We start from the raw sequence: 19,285 nt of genomic DNA, 5'->3' as shown, positions 1-19,285 counted from the left end.
GCAGAAAATGACTTTCTGTAGGCGGCGTTCGTGCGACTGCCTCTCCCGCCAGATGCTGGATGGTGGTTACTCATTGGGCGTGGCTCGGTTCAGGAATTCCACGACGGGCTCTTCCAGAAGCTCATCCCAGACGTACTGACCCGCCGTACCCGCCAGCGTCTGGTCTGGAGAGTCGAAAGTCTCCAGTGACAGATTCAGCAGGCCGCTGACGATGTTGCCCTGCCCGATGACGTCGTTCTGCGAGCCATCAATGCTGCGGGCGTAGGTCAGTGCGCCGGAGGTGGGTGCATCCACCGAGATGGCAGCGGGTGTCCTGCTACCCGGCGAGCGCAGCGATGAAACATCCAGCTGCACATTCCGATCCCGAGACAGGATGTCCCGGAACGTGACGCGGCTCGGGCTCACCACCAGCTCCTGTGCACTCTCGCGCCACAGCAGCTCTGTGTTGAGTGCAACGATGCCGCTGTTGCCGTCGATCAGCACCTGATGGCTGTCGATCCCGCCCCTGGCGACGAGGAAAAGATCGCCATTGGCCATGCGGGTCGTCTGACAGGTGGTGATGTCGAGTTCGTATCGATTGCCGTTGATGCTCAGCGGCCCTGACAGACCACCACAGGGCGAGGCGCCGATGTTGTCGGTCACGCCATTGAGCTGACGGGTAAAGCTCAGGCTGCCGTCGATGACCCCCACAGCCTCAATGCACTGGTTAAAGCTGACCGAAAAGCTGGGGCGGTTGGTGGTTTCGCTGACCAGCAGTGCCCGGAAGCTCCCGCCCAATGAGCAGGCAATCGGCGCATCACCAATCGTGTTGACCAGATCGGCGTGGTACAGCACGCCCATCAGCACCGGCAGCACTTCGCCGAAGTAGAGCGCCGGACCTGCGAGCGACCGGGCCTCGTAATCAACATCCAGGCTGCCGTTGCTGCTGCCCGAATCGTCACCGGAGCAACCGGCAAGCAGCGCGCCCAGTGTCAAGACTGACAGCGCCGCGAGCGCTGACCGCAACCGCGTTGAAAATGACTTTCTGTTGATGACGATCATGCCGTCACCTTCCTGACGACGACCGTCCCGACAATGAAGTCATGCAGGGCCTGTTTTCGCTTGGTCCATCCCGCCAGATAGAAACCGATGATCGACAGGATCGACAGGTACTTGGAGATGTATCGCCCCGAGGCTCGCCCCAGGCTCATGCGGCTGCCATCAAGTGTGGTGACGCGAATGCCAAGCGCCATCTTGCCGAGCGTCGCCTGCAATGCCGACGACTCCATCAAGGCGAAATAAAGCCACTGGAGTGTCAGGGCCAGGCCGACGCTCACCACCGTGTACAGCGCCTCAAGATCTGATGGCGCGACATGGCCCGTCAGGTAGTAACCAATTGCCAACCCAATCGGGAATGACACGATGACGACCACGACTTGGAGCATCAACACATCCAGCAGGATGGCCAGCGCCCGTCGCCAGAATCCTGCGTACAGCGTTTCTTTCAGCGGTTCATTGATATTCATCGTGCCCCCTTCAAAGATTTTTCATAAGCAGCCGCCACCCAAATGGCTTTCTCGCCGCGCTCGGCAATGGCGCGGCTCTGTGGTTCGGTTTGTGGTGGAAAGCTCTTGATCAACATCTGCATGACCGAGACGCCGATCAGCCGCTGGGTGTCGGCGTAGTCGGCCAGCACCTCATAGCGCTGCTCATGGACGACTCGCCCGGTACCCGACTCGACCAGCAGCAGACGACCCCGCAGCTTGTGTCCGAGACTCAAGCGCTCGATCAGGGAGCGGTGGTAGTCGTCCTCGACGAACTGCACCGTCATGGCTCCCGGACAGCTGACCTGAGAGGGGCAGACGCGCAGCGGTGCGCCGACGACACCGATGGCGGTGTTGAGGGCGTGATCGAAGTTGCCGGTGAAGGCGGCTCGAACTTGCTCTTCGTCCTTACGGGGGCCGATGCGGGATTCGGCCCGCAGCAGCTGTACCCCGACAAAGGCGGGCGGCAGATCCTTCAGGTCGCTAACCGACTTTGAGGCGTTGTAGGCCGCCGTTGCGGAACGCACCTGTCCCACACGGTCGATGACCTGCATCGCCTGACAACCGCTGAGCAGCATCAATGGCAGCAGCAGTGCCGACAGCAGCGGCAGCGACACCGGTCCCCATACGCGGCTCATTGAAACACCACCGGCACATCACGCTCAGCACAAACGCTGGGGAAGCCTGCGCAGGTCTGGACACGGACCCGGTAGGTGCCGGGCAGTCCGACTGCCTGAGCAAAAAACTGACCCACGTTGCTGACCGTCCCACCATCGTTCTGGCCCTGGCTGCCTGCTGGGCAACGCATGCGGGTGCCGTTGCTGGCCGGGTCGAAGTCGCAGGCCAGACGGTTCATGCCCTGTGCACAGCCGGTGTCGACACCGACATCGCAGTTGCGATTGTTGAGGATGTCCAGGGTCTGGCCTGCATTGGCGCCAGACACGCTGACCAGCGTGAACTTGACCCGATAGGTCGGCTCACCGCCACCGCCTACGGAACGCACGTCCCACTGGACATGGAAGCGACCGTTGTTGGCACCAGACATGGTCTGCACCACAGGGCTGGTGCTGCTCCCGTTCGTGCCTTCGACGCTGACCTGCCGAAGGTCCATGGTCGTGGTGCCATCACCACCACCCGCACCGAGGCCACCAAAGTCGTTTTCATCTGAGCAGGCCGACACCAGCATTGCAGCCAAACCCAGCAGCACAGCGCCCAACCCACGAAATGACTTTTGTACCGTTCCCCGCGAGATCGGCCTACCAAACTTCAATGATCCATTTTCCATGCACCCCCTCCTTCTTCATCCAATGAACATGAAAGGGGCGCGGCAGGCGGTCAGACGTCAGGCCGCCCGGAGATCAGGCGGCAAAAGTCGTTTCACAGATCGAGTCCCTTGCGTTATTGCGGGCCACCGGAGGTTGCCCTGCTGATTCACAATACCACTTATAGGGCGTGTACTCAATATAAAGCAGGCACCAAGCATGTGTCGTTATTTATCAATGACATATGATCACTATTCATCAAGCGATGCGGACTTTTAGCCACAAAAACGACTTTCAGACGCCTCACGAAATACCACTTATAGAGCGTGGCCTCCGCAAGCGTGTCGCAATAGCGTTACGGCATGCCGGCTCTCCACCCCCACCTGAAGCTGCTCAGCGCCCGAATCCGCAAGCTGCGCCAGCGCAGCCCGTGGTCGCAGGAGAACTTTGCCGTTCACATCGGGCTTGCCCGCAGCTACTACTCGGCGGTGGAGAGAGGCGAGCGAAATCCGGGGGCGGTCAACCTGATCAAGATCGCGGGCGGACTGGGGATAGAGGTCGGCGAGCTGTTTCCGCCGATGGCCTCGTTGCCGGAGCTCAGGGGCAAGTCGAAGACCAGGGGTACCCGGAAGTCCGTGGCCGATGCTGCTAAAGCGATTTCGGAGTCAGAGCTGCCTGAGTCTGGTGGGCGTGGAGGCGGTGAGCCTAGCGGGCCGTTGGTGCCGGGGCTGGATTGGTAGACCAGCTGGTGGGGTGACCGCTGGCGCAAGGCAGAGGACTAAAGAACCTCTGCACAACCGTCATTCCCGCGCAGGCTGGAATCCAGAAAGCATGCTCATCGTGATGCCGTTCACCATTCGATCAGGCCAAAACCGGGTCCCCGCCTTCGCGGGGACGACTGGGAAGGACGATCTGATCGGTTGTGCAGAGCATCCCTAGGTCTCAACTTCGATTTCGGCATACAGCTCATCCGCGAGCCACCCTTCTCCAAAAAACTCACGGACTTGGGTGATTTCATCAACGACAACGGCCCTAATTCGATTAGCACGCCCTTGAATTATGTTCATCTCAGCAAGCTGGCAGATGTATCGCCCGCCTATCGTGCGGTACAAGGCAAGCACGGTCCATGAGCCAATTTCTCCAGAGAATTTGTGGCCGAATTCCCCTGAAGATTGAACTTCAGCCACAATTTCTCCTGTGAACTGAATATGTGGGCCAAGATGGCTATATACCGTGTAAGTTTCATCATCACGGCCAGGGTCCACATCGACATTGATGACGTCGTCTTTGCCCAGGCAAGAAAAGTCAAAATCGCGCATGCCCCTTTCAAGGAGGAGCATTTCAATGAATTCATCTTCATCTTCATACTCGTCCTCGTCCTCCTCATCATCCACAATCTCGAAGCTCTCGCCCTCATCAAGGAAAGTATCGTGCGTATTTTCGCTAAGTTTGGCCATTGAAGGCTTGCCGACCGGGTGTATGAAATGCCTAACACATCGAATGATGATCCCGTCATGCTCTAGTTGATTGAAAATATATCCGGAGTACATGTCAGGCCGATACCAATGGTCATGACCATAATCCTGATACTCCTCAACCTCGCCTTGGTCGTGACCAGACGTTAGGGATGCCTTGTCGATGAAAGCCTCGAATTCGGCAAAAGTAAATGTCTTCATTTGATGTCCTTTGAGTGTTGGTCGGTAGAAGTAAAAATTTCCATTTGGGCTCCTTTGATTTGAAAGCGGATACATGGGACATTCCATGCCTCTATATGAAAATATGCTTCTTATGATCCGTCAAGGTAAAGCAAGTCATAGCGGGTTGAAATTAATTTTTGAGGAAAATGCAGTGCTTTGGCTTCCCCTTGATTATTTTTTATGTTAGGGACTGCCCATAGGCCTTGGAGTGGAATCCTTAAAGCAGCCTCTGCCCAAGTGAATAACTTCACGTCAGTTGTGCTCGGGCGGCGCCTCTCGCTAACCGTGGCTGCAAGACGGCGGTTCAGGTGGGCACGCGGATACGCCTCCGATCTGGCGCTCGGCGCGGGCGATCTGTCTGAACAGGTGGTCGGTGAGCGCGCCCGCTATATCGATCTCGCCGCCAGCATCGCGGGCTGACCGCTGAAGGCGATCTAGCCGTGTCCATGCGTCATCCGGCAGCCGGATCGTGACGCGACGGGTGCTTGTCCTGGGTGGGTGTCGGAGCATCATCATCAGGCCCTTTTGTGGTTGCCACTGTGACGGTATCCGTCTCCATCAAAGCCATCGCTGTGTGTGTGACGATGCCACTGGGCGTGCCACGTCGAGGCGGCGGAAACCATGCGTCCTGCCCCCGGATGGCTCTCATCACCAGCACGGACAGTGGGTATTCCGCACAGCGTCGGGCGCGAAGACAGGGCGGCATCTGTTGCCGCGCGTTGAAAACTGACCAGCGGGGGGTGCGGCAGAAATCTTGGACTGATTAAACAGCGATTCCAAGGTGCCTACGGTGTTGCATGGGGCTGCGAAACCCAAGTGAGATCTTGATCCTCACCTCGTTGTACCAGCGAATGTAGGCGTCCAAGGCTGCAACAAACTCTTCGATAGTCGTGGACAGCCAGTCGCGGGAGTAGAACAGTTCTTTTTTGAGGCGCCCGAAAAAGCCCTCGCACGCCGCATTGTCGGGCGAACACGCTTTACGTGACATAGAGCAAGAAGCAAGTGAAACGCTATATTGGGCTGACCTGCGACCGGTTTCTCGTCACAGTGAGGCGAATGGGCAGGCTCAGCTGAGGCCGACGCATCTCGTCATCATGTTTGAGCATGGTTGTTATTCCGCCATAGATAAATAGGCAGCAGTTAACGTTCGAGAGCAACATCGGAGCGGTGCGCTTGCGGAGAAATCATTGAAGTCGACGGTAGCCATTGGAGTGTTGGCACTGATGTGGTCAGGCATTGGCTGCGCCGCCTCGCCACCACTTGGTGATGAAGATGCAGCCCGACCGACGGTGGTGCTGTTGCATGGCTTGGCACGCCGGGCCGCTTCGATGGACCGCATGGCACAAGTGCTGAGTGAAGCGGGCTACCACGTGTGTAACGTCGGATACCCATCTCGTGAGCACGCTATCGCCGATTTGGCAGCACAGGTTGTGGCGCCAGCCGTGGCGGCCTGTGCCCCAAACCCGGTCGTGCCGGTGAATTTCGTCACTCACTCCATGGGCGGCATAATCGTGCGTGAATTGGCCAGGGCGGCGTCTGTTCAAACCCTCGGTCGCGTCGTGATGCTGGGGCCACCTAATCAGGGCAGTGAGGTCGTCGATGCGCTGGGTGGCTGGGCGCTCTTTGCCGCGATCAACGGCCCGGCCGGTGGAGAACTGGGCACCTCGGAAACGTCGGTCCCCAATCTGCTTGGCAAAGCGACTTTCGAAGTGGGTGTCATTGCCGGGAATCGCTCTATCAATTGGATCAATTCGCTCATGATCCCCGGTGTCGATGATGGCAAGGTATCGGTCAGCAACACAAAGCTGGAAGGCATGCAGGACTTCATTGTTGTACATACGTCTCACCCCTTCCTGATGAAGGATCGAGACGTCATCGAGCACACCCTTCATTTCCTGTCGACGGGCTGCTTCGCCCATGAGGAAGCGCCACTGACAGATCTCCTACCGTGCAATCCTGACGTACTACCATCGTTGCAAAGCGATGCAGCACCAGTTAGCAAACAGCAACGGTGAGCCCCTTCATCCGCCGTGAATGGACTGTCACTGTTGGCTGGCCAGCGCTGGCAGCTAGGTGCGAATTGCGGTCTGTGGCGACCCAGCGGTATCAACTAAATCTACGAGCCCATCCGATCCAAACAGCACGCACAATTGTTGGGCTCGCTCCCGCCTGGCGCGGCGTGGCGACGCATTGACTTGGGATGGACGACATCCCACAGTCAGGCCCAACCGATTGTCGTTAAGACTCACTGGGAGTGCCACATGAATGACAAAAATGCAGTCTCAGCTGTACATGAAGTGATTCGGGAGCTTTGCCGTCTTATTGACAGCGGGTCATTCATGAAGCGAAATCAGTTTCATGAACTATCTGAGCAGGAAAGGTTCGTTGCTTTTCTTATCGAGGAATTCAGCCAAACAGTAAGATTTGACTATTTGGCAGATAGCTCACCATTGTTTGAGAAAGATATTTTTTTATTCGTTGAAAATGCATTTGGTCGCCATGCGAATGTCGTTGTAATGGAGGACTTTGGTCTTAGGTCAAACTCATTGCTGCTCGCAATCAACATCTGCGTCGCGATTCTGCGAGAACTTCAGGAAGAAGCCTAAAAAGCAAGTTTTAAGGCATAACATATAAGTTGATGCGGATACTTCGGGTTAATTTAGGCATTAGACCACCATATATACATATTGGACAATAACGTGAAGTTTACAGAAGAAAACATTGCAGAGATTTTTGGACACGAGGCAGCGGAAGACGAAGATATCGAGCGCCTAAGATCCTACTATTTCAAGAGCAAGACTTTTGAGCAAGTGGCAAACGAGCTTCCGATTCGAATACTCGTGGGACACAAAGGCATAGGAAAGTCGGCCTTGTTTCACGTCGCAATGGCAGAACAACGTTCACAGAAAAAGCTCACGCTACTGATCAAGCCGGACGACATTGTAGGAATCGGCGACGACGAAACGAATTTTCTGAAGCTTATTCGAGAATGGAAGAATGGAATATCCGAAATAATTGCGCGAAAAGCCCTTGTTTCGTTTGGCCTACTCCAAGAGGGTTGGCAGGCGCAGCTTAAAGGTTATGGTGGCCAATTCATTGATTACCTCCAATCGACCTTCGTCCCAGAGAAGTACGCGAATATGGAGCCAACCAAGCTAGCGATAATTAAGCAGTTCTTGAAGGATCAAAAAATATTTATTTATCTCGATGATCTCGACCGAGGCTGGCAGGGAACATCATCTGACATTCGAAAGATTTCGGCCCTACTCAATGCAATACGAGATCTCACGTCTGAGTGTCGCGGAGTTCATTTCCGTGTGAGCCTACGTTCTGACGTTTATTACTTGGTAAGAACGTCAGACGAATCGACCGACAAAATAGAAGGCTCTGTTGTTTGGTATTCTTGGACGAACCATGAAATTCTTGCGCTCTTGGTCAAGCGAGTAGATCAATTTTCTAATAAAGAGATCACTGCGGAAGCACTTATGCAGCTCACGCAGCCAATGCTCGCTGGACATTTAAGCTCTGTGATGGAGTCAACTTTTAATGGACGGGGCAAGTGGTCTAACATTCCGACCTATCGAATGTTGATGTCCTTGATTCGGAAACGCCCTAGGGACTTAGTGAAACTGTGTACTTTGGCAGCTAAGCACGCGAGTTATAATGGCAACGTCCTATTAGGGACCGAGAACTTTAACTCCATTTTCGAAGAATACTCACAAGGCAGGCTTCAAGACACGATAAATGAGTATCGGTCGGAAATGCCAGATATTGAGAAGCTCCTCTTCTCCATGAAGCCGTCTCGGACGGAAAAGCGGACTAGCGGGGGATACGTATATACCACCGCAGAGTTACTGGATAAGATTAAAAATATTCAGCAAAATCACACATTGAAATTCTATGGGAGCCGAGCTGCGGAAGTTAAAGATCTTGCGGCGTTCCTTTACAAGATAAATTTTTTGACCGCTCGAAAAGACAAAGGAGACTTTATCGAAAGGCGATATTTTGAAGAGAGCCGCTATTTGTCGCATAAGTTTGTAGATTTCGGATTCGATTGGGAGGTGCACCCTGCTTATCGTTGGGCACTTCAGCCGGACAGTCTCAGCGACGTCTTTAGCAACTTGGCTCCAAGTGCTTAGACAGGTGGCTCGGCGCTCTAACCATGCAATCCAGTCGGATGGCGAGTTCCCTGCGCTGCCTTGCCGCCGCTGAACCAACGGGTTTAGCCTAATACGCTTGGTAAGATGTCTCCTTTAGGCTTTTCACAGAGAGTTATAGAGGGGCCAGAAGCGGACATGAAAATTGCTACGCGGAAGCCATTGAACTCTGCTGCCCTGAAATCCCGGGCGTGTCGACTCAGGTTAAGCTTTCCAAACAGAAGTTAACAAGGACACGTTCAATGGTATTCGTCGAAGAAGTTGCTAAGGCAAGAAAGAAGATCGTCTCGGATGGATACGAGATGTCAGTGGGCGAGCTAATGAACTTATATAGGGACGAAGAAATACGAATCAACCCGGAGTTCCAGCGGCTATTCCGGTGGAAAGCAACTAGGAAAACCCGGTTTATCGAATCGATCCTCTTGGGTTTGCCCCTACCACCAATCTTTGTTTACCAAAATGAAGATGGGGTGTGGGAGCTGATTGACGGCCTACAGCGATTGTCAACGATCTTGGAGTTCGTTGGACTGCTAAAAGACCATAATGGAGACGTGGTCCTAGCTGATCCGCTAGAGGGAACACAGTTAATACCAAGCTTGCTGGACAAGCGTTGGGAGGAGTCAGCACCAGATGCTGGAGATGGTATCGGTACTGCCACCCAAGTCCAGATCAAACGAGCGCGTATGCGCGTTGAAATTCTGAAGCAGGAAAGCGATCCACATGCAAAGTTCGAGCTTTTCCAGAGATTAAATACGGGGGGTGCAAATTTATCGGAGCAGGAAGTTCGCAATTGTGTCGGTCTGATGCTGAATAGTAGCTTTCAGCGATGGCTTTCATCACTTGCCAACTTTGGCCCGTTCGTCAGCGTGATAAACCAGACCGAAAACGCGATTGAGAAACAGGTCCACGTCGAACTCGCACTTCGTTTTTTTGCTTTCAGAAAAGTGGAATACCAGCGAGGCTTGGATGTCAACGAGTATCTTGATAAAGCGATTTTTGATTTGACTACCGACGATTCTTTTAATTTGAACGAGGAGCAATCGATATTTGAGCGCACATTCACGATCTTGAACGACTCACTTGGATCAGACTCTTTTCGTAGATGGAATAATGCTACACAGTCCTTCACCGGAAAGTTTTTAATGAGTCTTTTCGAGGTTGTCGCCATTGGTGTCTCGAAGAATCTGGAAGCTTTAGAAGACATGACACAGACCGAACGCCTTGATTTCTTGCGCGACCGTTGTGTCGCTTTGTGGGGCAACGACACCTTTACAACAAACTCTGGCGCCGGAGTCCGTGGCACAACACGCCTTTCAAATCTGCTGGCACTTGGTCAACCTACTTTTTCGCCGTGAAAAGTAAGTTAAGTACTATTTCGGATTTTCAAACCGAGATTGATCAGGCATCTGCATGGCGTGTGAAAGAGATTGGCGATCTCAAGTCGCAAGCCATTTCTAGAACAAGTATTGCCGCGGCATCAGTGATCAGGGCTGGGGTCCCTCTTGTCTATGCGCACTGGGAGGGATTCATCAAGCAAGCGTCTCAGCTATACCTTTCACATGTAGCTGCGCAGCGGCTGAAATACAGCGAGCTAACAAGCTGCTTTATAGTTTTTTGCGCGAAGCAACACATCCAACATTTAGTGGTCTCACGAAGATCAATGGTAAACATAGAAGCCGTAAATTTTTTCAGGACGGCGGGCGACTCAAGGGCAGATCTGTCTCTATCGAACGCGATCGACACTGAATCAAATCTTAGCTCTGAGGTTTTCAAAGACATCGCGATTTCCCTCGGCATTTCACTTGCGCCATACGAGCACTACTACAATTTGATTGACGAGCAGTTGTTGAGGAAGCGAAATACCATAGCGCACGGTGAGTGGTTGGATCTGAGCGCTGATGCTTTTCGGGGGTTGGCCGACGCGGTTATTAAACTATTGAGAATGTATAAAACAGACTTAGAAAACCTTGCTTCGACGACTGCGTATCGCCTACCCTTGGCAGCACTAACTGACACCATTGTGGCTCAGGGTAAAGTGCACCTCGCTTAGCTGAGCCAGTGTCCGGTTGGGGCTGTTTCGCGACTAACTGGATTTATAAAGGTCGGTAGTAGCCGAGGTGCGCGGCTGGCACCTGATACTGGCGCTGGAAACGCTCCACATTGCAATAGCCGTTGATCGCAACCCGACCCCTACGTCCTGGACGCTTCGAGGTATGAGCCCGACGGTGTGTGTTGCGTCAACGGCCAAGCAGCATTGTATGACATGCACTTCGATATTGAGCTGGACGATAGTGAGGCTTGGCGCGCCCGAATTGGGCTGCTCGCTGTCGAACTTCATCAATGCCCAGATACCTTTCTAGCGGACTGTCTGGGCTCACTTGGCTCAGCCTGATCTTCGAAATCACTTTCTTCGAATAGCCGCATGAAGTGATGTCGATCTGAAGCTTTTGCATTCAGCCACTCATTACGCTCATCTCCGTCCAGCAACACAACCGAACGCTTCTGGTCTTCAGGTTCATGCATTCGCCCCATGATTGAGTGCCCTTCGGCAGATATGGTCAACAGGGTGAAGGACATCCGCGTTGGGCCGGGATCGTCTAGCCTCCGCTCCCAGAGACCCGCCAACCAGAATGGTTCACGGTCTTTCCGGCGGATGGCATGGCGGACTGCTTTCCCGGATTCATAGCTGGGCTCAAAGAAGCTCTGAACCGGGATGGCGCCGAGCTGCCCGTTACGCCAGGCGGCTCTGAAACTGGGTTTACTGGCGACCGTCTCGCTACGGGCGTTGTAGGTCATGCGGGCAAGCTTGGGTTCCGCCCAGTGCGGCACCAGGCCAAAGCAGGCCATATGAATCCGGTATGGATCAGCACTGGTGACGATCGGCGCCACCTGACCGGGGAAGACCTCCGCCTTGTACTGAGCGTCTTCGGCAATGGCGAAGCCCCAGGCCAGCAGCTTCTCAAGTGGCGGCGGTTGAAAGTTGGCGCACATGTCCGCGCTACCCCGTTTCAGCAACCATGACGGCCCCTGTCCAGCGAATTCGGATTGACGGGGACAACTGCCCGGCAATTACCCCCGCCAATCCAAAACGCTGTTCGGCGCGTCAAGCAGAAACCGGGGGCTCAAGCCTCCTTGATGACCGTCGTCGAGGAATTGGTCTTGACGGACTCCACACCCTTGTCGCGAGCGGCCGCCGTCGTATACATCTCGCTCTTGCCGATGGTCTGGCCGTTGGTGGCCTTCAGCAAAAACCAGAAGTTGCCCTTGTCAGACTGCTTGCGCTCGTAGCGGGCTTCATCGCCGCCGTTCTTCTGCACAGAGGCGATGCCATTTTCGGCGCCGCTCTTCGCGGTGTAGCCCTCGGATTGCAGGATGATCTCGTGGTTGCCCGCTTTGAGGTTGAAGTAATACTCGCCGCTTTTGTCGCTTTTGAATAGCGTGTAGTAGCCCGCCATGGTGTGTCCCCTCTGGAATGGAATCCAGAATGTATCGGATCAACACCTCATCAAGGTGACATCGATTCCCCTCAGGCAGATCACCTCGACCCGCTACGCTCGGTCAGCGCACCTACACAACTTCCTGCCAGAGGCCAGTGCGCGCTGCGAGAGCCTGACGATCCGGCTGAACGCTAACGCCTGAGCCTCCGGAGGTCAGCGATCTCGACCCCGTGTTGTCTCATCAGCTCAAGAATCTTGTGAATCTCTTGCTTTCGCTCCTGCGCCTTGATCATCCGGGCCTGAGCTTCCAGCACTTTGATGCTCGCCAGCAGCTCTTCGTGACTGGGGTTGGGAGCGGTCATGTGATCCTTCAGGTTGGTGGAAAAGCAAAGGAGCCAAGAGTCCGTGTCGGGACCGTAGGTTGATGATATTCGGGCAGACGCTCGGAGGGTTGCTGCGGTCAGTACAGCACCACAAACGGATTCGACACCCCGGTGATCGCGGCCAGTCGCTGGTCCCGCTCGATCTCGAATGCATCGGGTGGAAACTGCTTATTCCAGGCATCGAAAAGTCTCCGCTGCGACCTGCCAATGCGATGGCCGTAGCGGTCCTCCATGTAGAAATGGATTCGGGCAATCTTGCCCTTCACCTCATCTGGCGGCTCGACGAAGCGGCCCCCGCCTTCCCTGGCGACCCGGAATCCGCAGCCAGAAACGACAGGGTCTTCGTTGCCGGCAGTGACCACCCCGAACCGGTAATTCGAGCGGATGCCATTCAGCGCGCCGATGACCGGGATCAGGTTGTGGGGATCGGCTTCCATAACCCGGAAAGCCTCATCGACCCGGCCACAGTGAGTTCTGCCATCAATCCCGGCTGGGGCATTACGCCAGCAAGGACGCTGTTGTCCAAAATCGGATGCTGGGACCACATGCTCCCACTCGATTCCTTTTTGCCGATCTTCGAAGAGCGCTGTCCTCATCGGACAGGTCGAGAGGTCCACGCGCAGGCCACCGTCGAAGGTGCAACCGCAGTACCGGTCCGTCCGAACGTCAAAATAGACGTCTCGCGCCAGCATTTCCTTCGCGGCGTCAAAGCTGGCTGGAAAGCCTGATGACGCCTCCAGGATGATCGCCTGATGTTGCTTCCACGCTTGTTGCCCAACAGAATCCGGTGATTCGTTATCGACCGTAACCGGCTTCAGTGTCGGTGAAACTTTGGGGATGGGGACCTGCGTTGAACCGGCTCTGGTTGCCGCCGCCAGGTCCCGTGCGGGAGGTCTGGATGCAGGAGCGGCCTCGGGTGCGCCTTCAGAGCTCGCCGCCACTAATCTCGGCTTAGAGCTTGTCGGGAGCTGGCTCTGATTTTCAACCCCAAGATTCGCCAGTGTCTTGACCACCCATGCCGATCCAGGCTCAGTTCGAACGAACGCGATCACCAGGACCACCATCAGCAGCACCCACAGCGGCACGATCAGCTTGCCAAGGCGCGAGTGCGTGCGACGAGCTGGCGCTGCCTTCCGGCGGGGAGGCCGCGACCTAGGGGTCTTGGTTTTTGTTTTGGGCATTGGGAGCGAGCCAGCGCGCTTGAGCACCGGGCTGACGGTGAAATTAGAGGTGAATCATTGTCGCCGTAGATGCCCGTGAATGAGCAGAACAGTCAGCGCGAAAGTGATAGTCATTTCCACCCCCTGTCACATCAACACCGGCCTCGACGGCTTGCCGACTGCCGAAGTGCGTGAGACTGTATATCCAGACAGCCCACGATTTCCTTCAGGCATTTCCCCATGCAGCGCACTCTGATCCCGGCAACCCACACGCCGCAATTTCCTTCCGCGATGTTCAGAAGAAACGCCTTTCATCTTGGCCCCGCGCATCCAGAACCAATCTCGCAACGCCTGCCGCTGATTGCCTCACCCTGCCCACAGGCGGGCTTCCCGTCCCCGGCGGCCGACTACGTCGAAGAAACGCTCGATCTGAACGAGTTGATGGTGCGCAATCCACCCGCCACTTTCTTCGTGAGAGTGCGCGGCGAGTCCATGGTCGATGCCCGCGTCTTCGAGGGGGACATGCTGTCGGTCGACCGCTCCATCGAACCAAGGCCTGGTCATATCGTGGTGGCCAGCTACTCGGGCGATCTCTACGTGAAGCGCCTCTCACGGCTATCCGGCGGACGGCTGGCACTGGTCTCCGAGAATGCCGCCTTGCGTGATGAGTACCCCATCCTCTATCTCGACCAGGCGGAGGACTGCACGCTATGGGGCGTGGTCACTGGATCGGTGCGTCGGTTTTAGGCAGCGCGGCTGTGAGATCTGGCGCTGCACCAGTGGGCGGCGTCTCACGGTTTGAGACAGCAGCCCAATAGCCTTCTGGGCATGGACACGACTACCCCATCTAGCGTCAACACCGCCAGCCTCGCGACCGGAGCGCGGCCACGGCTGCAAACCCGATTCGCCCTGGTCGACGTCAACAACTTCTATTGCAGCTGTGAAGCCGTTTTCGATCCCCGGCTCGTGGGCAAACCGCTGGTTGTACTGTCGAACAACGACGGATGCGTGGTGGCCCGCTCTGCCGAAGCCAAGGCTCTCGGCATCAAGATGGGCCAGCCCTGGCACCTGGTGCCGAGAGAGTTCAAAGCTCAGGGGCTGAAAGCGCTGTCCAGTAACTACACCCTGTATGCCGACATGAGCCATCGGGTGATGACCATCCTCGGGGGCATGGCCCCCAGACAGGAGGTCTACTCCATCGATGAGTGCTTTCTCGATTTCTCTGGGATGGGATTGATCACCACCTCACTCAGAGACCACGGCCTGCTCATCCGAAACCGGATTCAACAGTGGACAGGTCTCACGGTTTGCGTGGGCATCGGCAGCACCAAGACCCGCGCCAAGCTGGCAAACCACATTGCCAAGAAGAACCCCCAATGGGCAGGCAGCTTCGATTTGGAATCGCTCAGCATCGATGAACAGCAACAATGGCTGTCATCCCTGGATGTCGGTGAGGTCTGGGGCGTGGGTGGTCGATTGACCGAACAACTAAAGGCTATGGGCATCAACACCGTGCAGGACTTGAAGGAGGCCAACCCAAAGCGGATTCGGGGTCAGTTCTCGGTGGTTCTGGAACGGACCGTCGAAGAGCTCAACGGCATCAGTTGCCTCGTCCTTGAAGAGCTGTCACCGAAGAAGCAGCAGATCCTGTCGTCACGCAGCTTCGGTCGGCACGTGACTTCAGAGGCAGACCTCCGAGAGGCCGTTCTGACCTATCTGGCCCGCGCGGCCGAGAAGCTGCGCGCCCAGGGATCCATCGCCGGGATGTTGCAGGTGGGTATCAGAACCAATCCCTTCAAGCCGGATGTGCCCCAGTACAACAAGGCCATCAGCTGCAAGCTGGCTGAAGCCACTGACGACACCTTGGTACTTGGGCAGTACGCCATCAGGATGCTCAAGCAGCTTTACCGCGAGGGGTACATCTACCAAAAAGCATCCATCATGCTCACCGACCTCAGCCCCAGAACAGAACGGCAGATCACGCTGTTTGAGGACACGGCAGGTAGAGAGAAGCGGGAACGGCTGAATGCCGCACTCGACACCGTTAATCGGCGCTATGGCAGTCGCACGCTACAAACAGCAGGTGCAGGCATCCACAAGAGTTGGAGCATGAAGCGCGGCAACCTGTCGGCGGCCTACACGACGGATTGGCGTTCGCTGCCCACGGTGCAGTGAGCCAGCCACCCATCCACAAAAGTGAGTGGCGAGGTGATGCAGCCAACTCTGGAACACCTCCACATGCAGTGCATGCTCGGACACCTTCGAGGTCGACTTGATTTCGTCGAGGGCGCTGAAACAGACGCCAAAGATAGACCGAACCTCGCCATGGGGGGCGCTGCTGTCGAGATGTTGATCCCGGGGTGTGAAAACGGTCAGAATGTCCTAAATAATTCCCAGAGATAACGTCCCAGTGACCCCTCAAGCCCAAGATGCTCTCAGAGCCGCATCCCAAGTCATGACTCAGGCAGAAATGGCGCACGTACTGGGCAAGTCCGAGCGAACCGTCAGACGCTGGTTCGCGGGAGAGGTCGAGGCTCCCCTTATGATCGTTCCTGCGCTGAGGGACGCAATGCAGGCGAGAAGGGCAAACGCAGGCCCTTCGAGCGAGACCGATTTCACGTTCATCGACCTGTTCGCCGGTATCGGCGGAATCCGCATGGGATTCGAGCAGGCTGGCGGGAAGTGCGTCTTCACCAGCGAGTGGAATGACTGGGCTGTGAAGACTTACGCCGCTAACTTTGGTGAAAGCCATCCTGTGGCGGGAGACATCACCAAAGTTCTCGACCCGGCTGCGGAGATACCCGCTCACGATGTTCTTCTTGCGGGCTTCCCCTGTCAGCCCTTCTCCATTGCCGGTGTCTCCAAGAAGAATGCACTGGGAAGGCCTCATGGCTTCGAATGCACCACGCAGGGCACCCTCTTCTACGATGTGGCGAGGATCATTCAGGCCTGCCGACCGAAAGCGTTTCTTCTGGAGAACGTGAAGAATCTGCTTTCTCACGACAAGGGCAATACCTTCCGCACCATCCGCGACGTCCTAGAAAAAGAGCTGGGCTACCAGATCCACTTCCGAGTGATCGATGGAATCTCATTCGTTCCCCAGCACCGGGAGCGCATCCTGATAGTGGGATTCCGCGAGCAGACCGACTTTGCATGGGATGCGTTCAGGGCTCCGAAAGAGGGGCCGCGACTGGCGTCGATACTTCACCGCACCGACGGATCGGAGCCACGGATCGAGCATGATGAAGACCGCTTCTTCAATCATGCAAAGAAGAAGGTGAACCCCAAGTACACGTTGACGGACAACCTCTGGACCTATCTCCAGAACTACGCAGCCAAACACCGGGAGAAGGGAAACGGTTTTGGCTTCGGACTCGTGACGGGGACTGACACAACCAGAACCCTTTCAGCCCGCTACTACAAGGACGGCAGCGAGATACTGGTCGCCCAGAATCGCAGGAATCCCAGACGGCTGACTCCACGAGAGTGCGCACGGCTGATGGGCCTCCCCGACAGTTTCAGGATTCCGGTGAGCGACACTCAGGCCTACAAGCAGTTCGGGAACTCGGTCGTCATGCCGGTTATGGCCGAGACCGCAAGACTGATGAAGCCTCACATCATGGCTATGGCATCCGGGGAGTCCGAGCACCAGCAGCTTCTTTTCGCTGCGGCCTGACGAAATGGCTGACATCGTCTCCGTTGCCACCCGCAGCAGGATGATGTCGGGCATCAGATCCCGAAATACAGCTCCAGAACTGATGGTCCGTCGTGGACTTCACGCGCACGGATATCGCTATCGTCTGCACGTGAGAGAACTTCCGGGTTCTCCGGACATTGTGCTTCCCAAGTGGAAGACTGTTCTCTTTGTAAATGGCTGCTTCTGGCACGGCCATCCCTGTCATCTATTCAGGTTGCCCGCTACGAGGCAGGAATGGTGGCAGGCAAAGATCGAGACCAACAGAAAGAGGGATGCAAGGATCACGGAAACGCTGAGCTCACGCAGCTGGAAGATCCTGACAGTGTGGGAGTGCGCCATAAGGGGACGTACTGCGCGAGGGATCGAGGAGACCGTATTCCTGATCGATCAGTTCGTGAGGTCAAACGCGACCATAGGGGAGGTCAGCGGAAAATGAGCAGACCACGGCACGGATTTCTTTCTGAGTACTTCACGGGTGTCGCTGCCAAGACGCTCAGTGCTGTTGAGGCTGACCCGGTCAAGTCCAACCAGCACGAATTCAATGGCTCGAATCCGTTGATCAAGATTTTCGGGGAGGCGGGCACGGAGAGGCACCCGTTTCAGGCCACAATGCTCTACCTTGATGAAAACGGTGATGAGCCAGTAGTGGCCTCATCGTGGGTCACCTGGTACGACGCGCGTGCGAAGAGTGCAGCCCGCACGGGTAGATCCGAACACCGGCTTTACTTCCCGACGACACAGGTTTCCCAGTGTGCTTCGGCGGGCGATGTCCTGTTCATCGCGCGCACGCCGGATGACCATGTGTTGGTGATCATCGCAGAAGCTGCATCAACCATTTCCACGCAGCTCCAGTGGCTTTTCGGGCTGACCGATCTGGCTCATCCCGGCTTCAGCGTACGCGCCGAACTTGAGACGGAGCAGGACCGTCTCGGATTTGCCGCCAGCATCGTTCTTGAACAGATCGGAATCGTTACCGATCTGAGTGATGAAACATATCTCGATGAGATGTTGCGCCGTTTCGGACCCGCCTTCCCGAAGACAAAGGACTTCTCAGCCTACGCCCGCGAGACTCTCCCGGACGTTCGCCCGATGGCTGATGGTGCTGATCAGACACTCATGGCATGGATGGAACGCGAGGAGGTCCTGTTCCGGACGCTTGAAAAGCATCTGCTCGGCGAACGCCTGAGGCAGGGTTTCCTTCGGGAGGATGACCCGGACGTGGATGGTTTCCTCAGCTTCTCCCTTTCAGTTCAGAACCGTAGAAAGTCGCGCGCGGGCTCTGCACTTGAAAACCACGTACAGGTGATTCTAGGAGACTTGGAGGTACGTCACTCTCGTGGGGTGGTGACGGAACGAGGCAATCGGCCCGATTTCCTGTTCCCTGGGGGTATTGAGTACCGCGACTCCAGCTTTCCCGAAGAGAGTCTGACCATGCTTGGCGCGAAAACAACGGCAAAGGATCGCTGGCGCCAGGTCACGAAGGAGGCTGATCGCATTAATCTGAAGCACCTACTGACCCTGGAGCCTGCAATCTCCGAGAAACAGACTGACCAGATGAGGGACAGCAACGTGCAGCTGGTGGTGCCGAAACCACTTCATCGGGATTTCACACTGGCTCAGCAGGCATGGTTGATGAATTTCGCTGATTTCATAAGCTTGGTACGAGTGAGACAGGGCGCATGATGGCCCTCTGCTATCCACTCACGCCACGAGGCTGGATGTCGATGAATGTTGGACTGCTCCATTGATTAAAAAAGACGACATTGTCGAGATGCTAGAGGCGTTCCGAGATCCGGGCGACGAGTCTTTGACTTGGCTGGTCTTGAGTGACGAAGAGAAAGGGCGCATCGATATCACGCCTTTGGAGTTGCGAATGGCCATCAAGCCCACTTACACCGTCGCTACCAGCCAGGTCAGGCGTATCCGAAGCGCTGACCGACGAGCGCGCCCTCAGTCGTCAACCTGAAAG

Annotated in this window: 21 protein-coding genes and 1 pseudogene; 12 read left to right on the top strand and 10 right to left on the bottom strand. The window is 55.8% G+C overall.

Features of this window, described 5'->3' with window-relative positions:
* Positions 1-66 precede the first annotated feature (66 nt).
* Genes U741_RS0107360 through U741_RS0107345 form a run of 4 tightly spaced genes read right to left on the bottom strand, consistent with a single transcriptional unit; the run spans position 67 to position 2,808 of the window.
* The gene (locus U741_RS0107360; protein WP_029889838.1) at positions 67-1,041 is read right to left on the bottom strand and encodes a hypothetical protein; all 975 of its coding nucleotides are present in this window, start codon (positions 1,039-1,041) and stop codon (positions 67-69) included.
* A complete protein-coding gene (locus U741_RS0107355; RefSeq protein ID WP_029889837.1) occupies positions 1,038-1,505 on the bottom strand; it encodes an RDD family protein in 468 nt (155 codons plus the stop codon). Before U741_RS0107355 ends, U741_RS0107360 begins: the two co-directional genes overlap by 4 nt.
* Positions 1,502-2,161: a hypothetical protein gene (locus U741_RS0107350; protein WP_152551531.1), complete on the bottom strand. Its 660-nt coding sequence runs from the start codon at positions 2,159-2,161 to the stop codon at positions 1,502-1,504. The genes U741_RS0107355 and U741_RS0107350 overlap by 4 nt, the downstream gene beginning before the upstream one ends.
* Positions 2,158-2,808 carry a hypothetical protein gene (locus U741_RS0107345; protein ID WP_152551530.1) on the bottom strand — a complete coding sequence of 217 codons (651 nt, stop codon included), beginning with the start codon at positions 2,806-2,808 and terminating at the stop codon, positions 2,158-2,160. The genes U741_RS0107350 and U741_RS0107345 overlap by 4 nt, the downstream gene beginning before the upstream one ends.
* A 339-nt stretch (positions 2,809-3,147) precedes the next feature.
* Here U741_RS0107345 and U741_RS18900 point away from each other — a divergent pair, with 339 nt between their 5' ends.
* Entirely contained in the window at positions 3,148-3,525 is a 378-nt protein-coding gene (locus U741_RS18900) for a helix-turn-helix domain-containing protein (RefSeq protein WP_084154725.1), read from the top strand.
* Between the two features lie 195 nt (positions 3,526-3,720).
* Here the strand turns inward: U741_RS18900 and U741_RS0107335 are convergent, their stop codons facing one another.
* A complete protein-coding gene (locus U741_RS0107335) occupies positions 3,721-4,461 on the bottom strand; it encodes a hypothetical protein (RefSeq protein WP_029889833.1) in 741 nt (246 codons plus the stop codon).
* Positions 4,462-4,719: 258 nt separating this feature from the next.
* On the opposite strand from U741_RS0107335, the gene U741_RS19195 reads away from it, so the two are divergent.
* Entirely contained in the window at positions 4,720-4,902 is a 183-nt protein-coding gene (locus U741_RS19195) for a hypothetical protein (protein ID WP_152551529.1), read from the top strand.
* A gap of 343 nt (positions 4,903-5,245) precedes the next feature.
* Here U741_RS19195 and U741_RS0107325 read toward each other — a convergent pair.
* Positions 5,246-5,473 (bottom strand): annotated as a pseudogene (locus U741_RS0107325) (IS3 family transposase); the annotation flags it as partial.
* Between the two features lie 232 nt (positions 5,474-5,705).
* Between U741_RS0107325 and U741_RS0107320 the strand changes: the two are divergent.
* The 5 genes from U741_RS0107320 (at position 5,706) to U741_RS19190 (ending at position 10,689) form a co-directional block, all read left to right on the top strand.
* Positions 5,706-6,497, top strand: a complete 792-nt coding sequence (locus tag U741_RS0107320) for an esterase/lipase family protein (RefSeq protein WP_152551528.1) — start codon at positions 5,706-5,708, stop codon at positions 6,495-6,497.
* 246 nt (positions 6,498-6,743) lie between these two features.
* Positions 6,744-7,088, top strand: a complete 345-nt coding sequence (locus tag U741_RS0107315; RefSeq protein WP_152551527.1) for a hypothetical protein — start codon at positions 6,744-6,746, stop codon at positions 7,086-7,088.
* A gap of 93 nt (positions 7,089-7,181) precedes the next feature.
* Positions 7,182-8,621: a P-loop ATPase, Sll1717 family gene (locus U741_RS0107310; RefSeq protein ID WP_029889829.1), complete on the top strand. Its 1,440-nt coding sequence runs from the start codon at positions 7,182-7,184 to the stop codon at positions 8,619-8,621.
* A 260-nt stretch (positions 8,622-8,881) separates the two neighbouring features.
* A complete protein-coding gene (locus U741_RS0107305) occupies positions 8,882-9,994 on the top strand; it encodes a DUF262 domain-containing protein (protein ID WP_029889828.1) in 1,113 nt (370 codons plus the stop codon).
* Positions 9,991-10,689: an MAE_28990/MAE_18760 family HEPN-like nuclease gene (locus tag U741_RS19190; protein ID WP_029889827.1), complete on the top strand. Its 699-nt coding sequence runs from the start codon at positions 9,991-9,993 to the stop codon at positions 10,687-10,689. Before U741_RS0107305 ends, U741_RS19190 begins: the two co-directional genes overlap by 4 nt.
* A gap of 287 nt (positions 10,690-10,976) precedes the next feature.
* Here the strand turns inward: U741_RS19190 and U741_RS0107295 are convergent, their stop codons facing one another.
* From U741_RS0107295 to U741_RS18895, 4 genes are all read right to left on the bottom strand, one after another.
* Positions 10,977-11,630, bottom strand: a complete 654-nt coding sequence (locus U741_RS0107295) for an SOS response-associated peptidase (protein ID WP_043110230.1) — start codon at positions 11,628-11,630, stop codon at positions 10,977-10,979.
* Positions 11,631-11,761: 131 nt separating this feature from the next.
* Positions 11,762-12,094, bottom strand: a complete 333-nt coding sequence (locus tag U741_RS0107290; protein WP_029889825.1) for a YegP family protein — start codon at positions 12,092-12,094, stop codon at positions 11,762-11,764.
* A 173-nt stretch (positions 12,095-12,267) separates the two neighbouring features.
* Positions 12,268-12,438: an H-NS histone family protein gene (locus U741_RS19185; protein ID WP_152551526.1), complete on the bottom strand. Its 171-nt coding sequence runs from the start codon at positions 12,436-12,438 to the stop codon at positions 12,268-12,270.
* 98 nt (positions 12,439-12,536) lie between these two features.
* Positions 12,537-13,640, bottom strand: a complete 1,104-nt coding sequence (locus tag U741_RS18895) for an endonuclease (RefSeq protein ID WP_152551525.1) — start codon at positions 13,638-13,640, stop codon at positions 12,537-12,539.
* 219 nt (positions 13,641-13,859) lie between these two features.
* Here U741_RS18895 and U741_RS0107270 point away from each other — a divergent pair, with 219 nt between their 5' ends.
* The 5 genes from U741_RS0107270 (at position 13,860) to U741_RS0107250 (ending at position 18,999) form a co-directional block, all read left to right on the top strand.
* A complete protein-coding gene (locus U741_RS0107270) occupies positions 13,860-14,366 on the top strand; it encodes a LexA family protein (RefSeq protein WP_200872690.1) in 507 nt (168 codons plus the stop codon).
* An 81-nt stretch (positions 14,367-14,447) separates the two neighbouring features.
* Positions 14,448-15,794, top strand: coding sequence for a Y-family DNA polymerase (locus U741_RS0107265; protein ID WP_084154723.1), 1,347 nt, complete (start codon positions 14,448-14,450; stop codon positions 15,792-15,794).
* 295 nt (positions 15,795-16,089) lie between these two features.
* Positions 16,090-17,295, top strand: coding sequence for a DNA (cytosine-5-)-methyltransferase (dcm, locus tag U741_RS0107260; RefSeq protein ID WP_301331319.1), 1,206 nt, complete (start codon positions 16,090-16,092; stop codon positions 17,293-17,295).
* A 4-nt stretch (positions 17,296-17,299) separates the two neighbouring features.
* Positions 17,300-17,752, top strand: coding sequence for a very short patch repair endonuclease (locus U741_RS19960; RefSeq protein WP_029889819.1), 453 nt, complete (start codon positions 17,300-17,302; stop codon positions 17,750-17,752).
* Positions 17,749-18,999, top strand: a complete 1,251-nt coding sequence (locus U741_RS0107250) for a type II restriction endonuclease (RefSeq protein WP_029889818.1) — start codon at positions 17,749-17,751, stop codon at positions 18,997-18,999. Before U741_RS19960 ends, U741_RS0107250 begins: the two co-directional genes overlap by 4 nt.
* Positions 19,000-19,285 lie beyond the last annotated feature (286 nt).

This window comes from Polycyclovorans algicola TG408, assembly GCF_000711245.1.
In the GTDB taxonomy this organism is placed as follows: Bacteria; Pseudomonadota; Gammaproteobacteria; order Nevskiales; family Nevskiaceae; genus Polycyclovorans; species Polycyclovorans algicola.
This window is presented reverse-complemented; position numbering and strand designations above follow the sequence as displayed.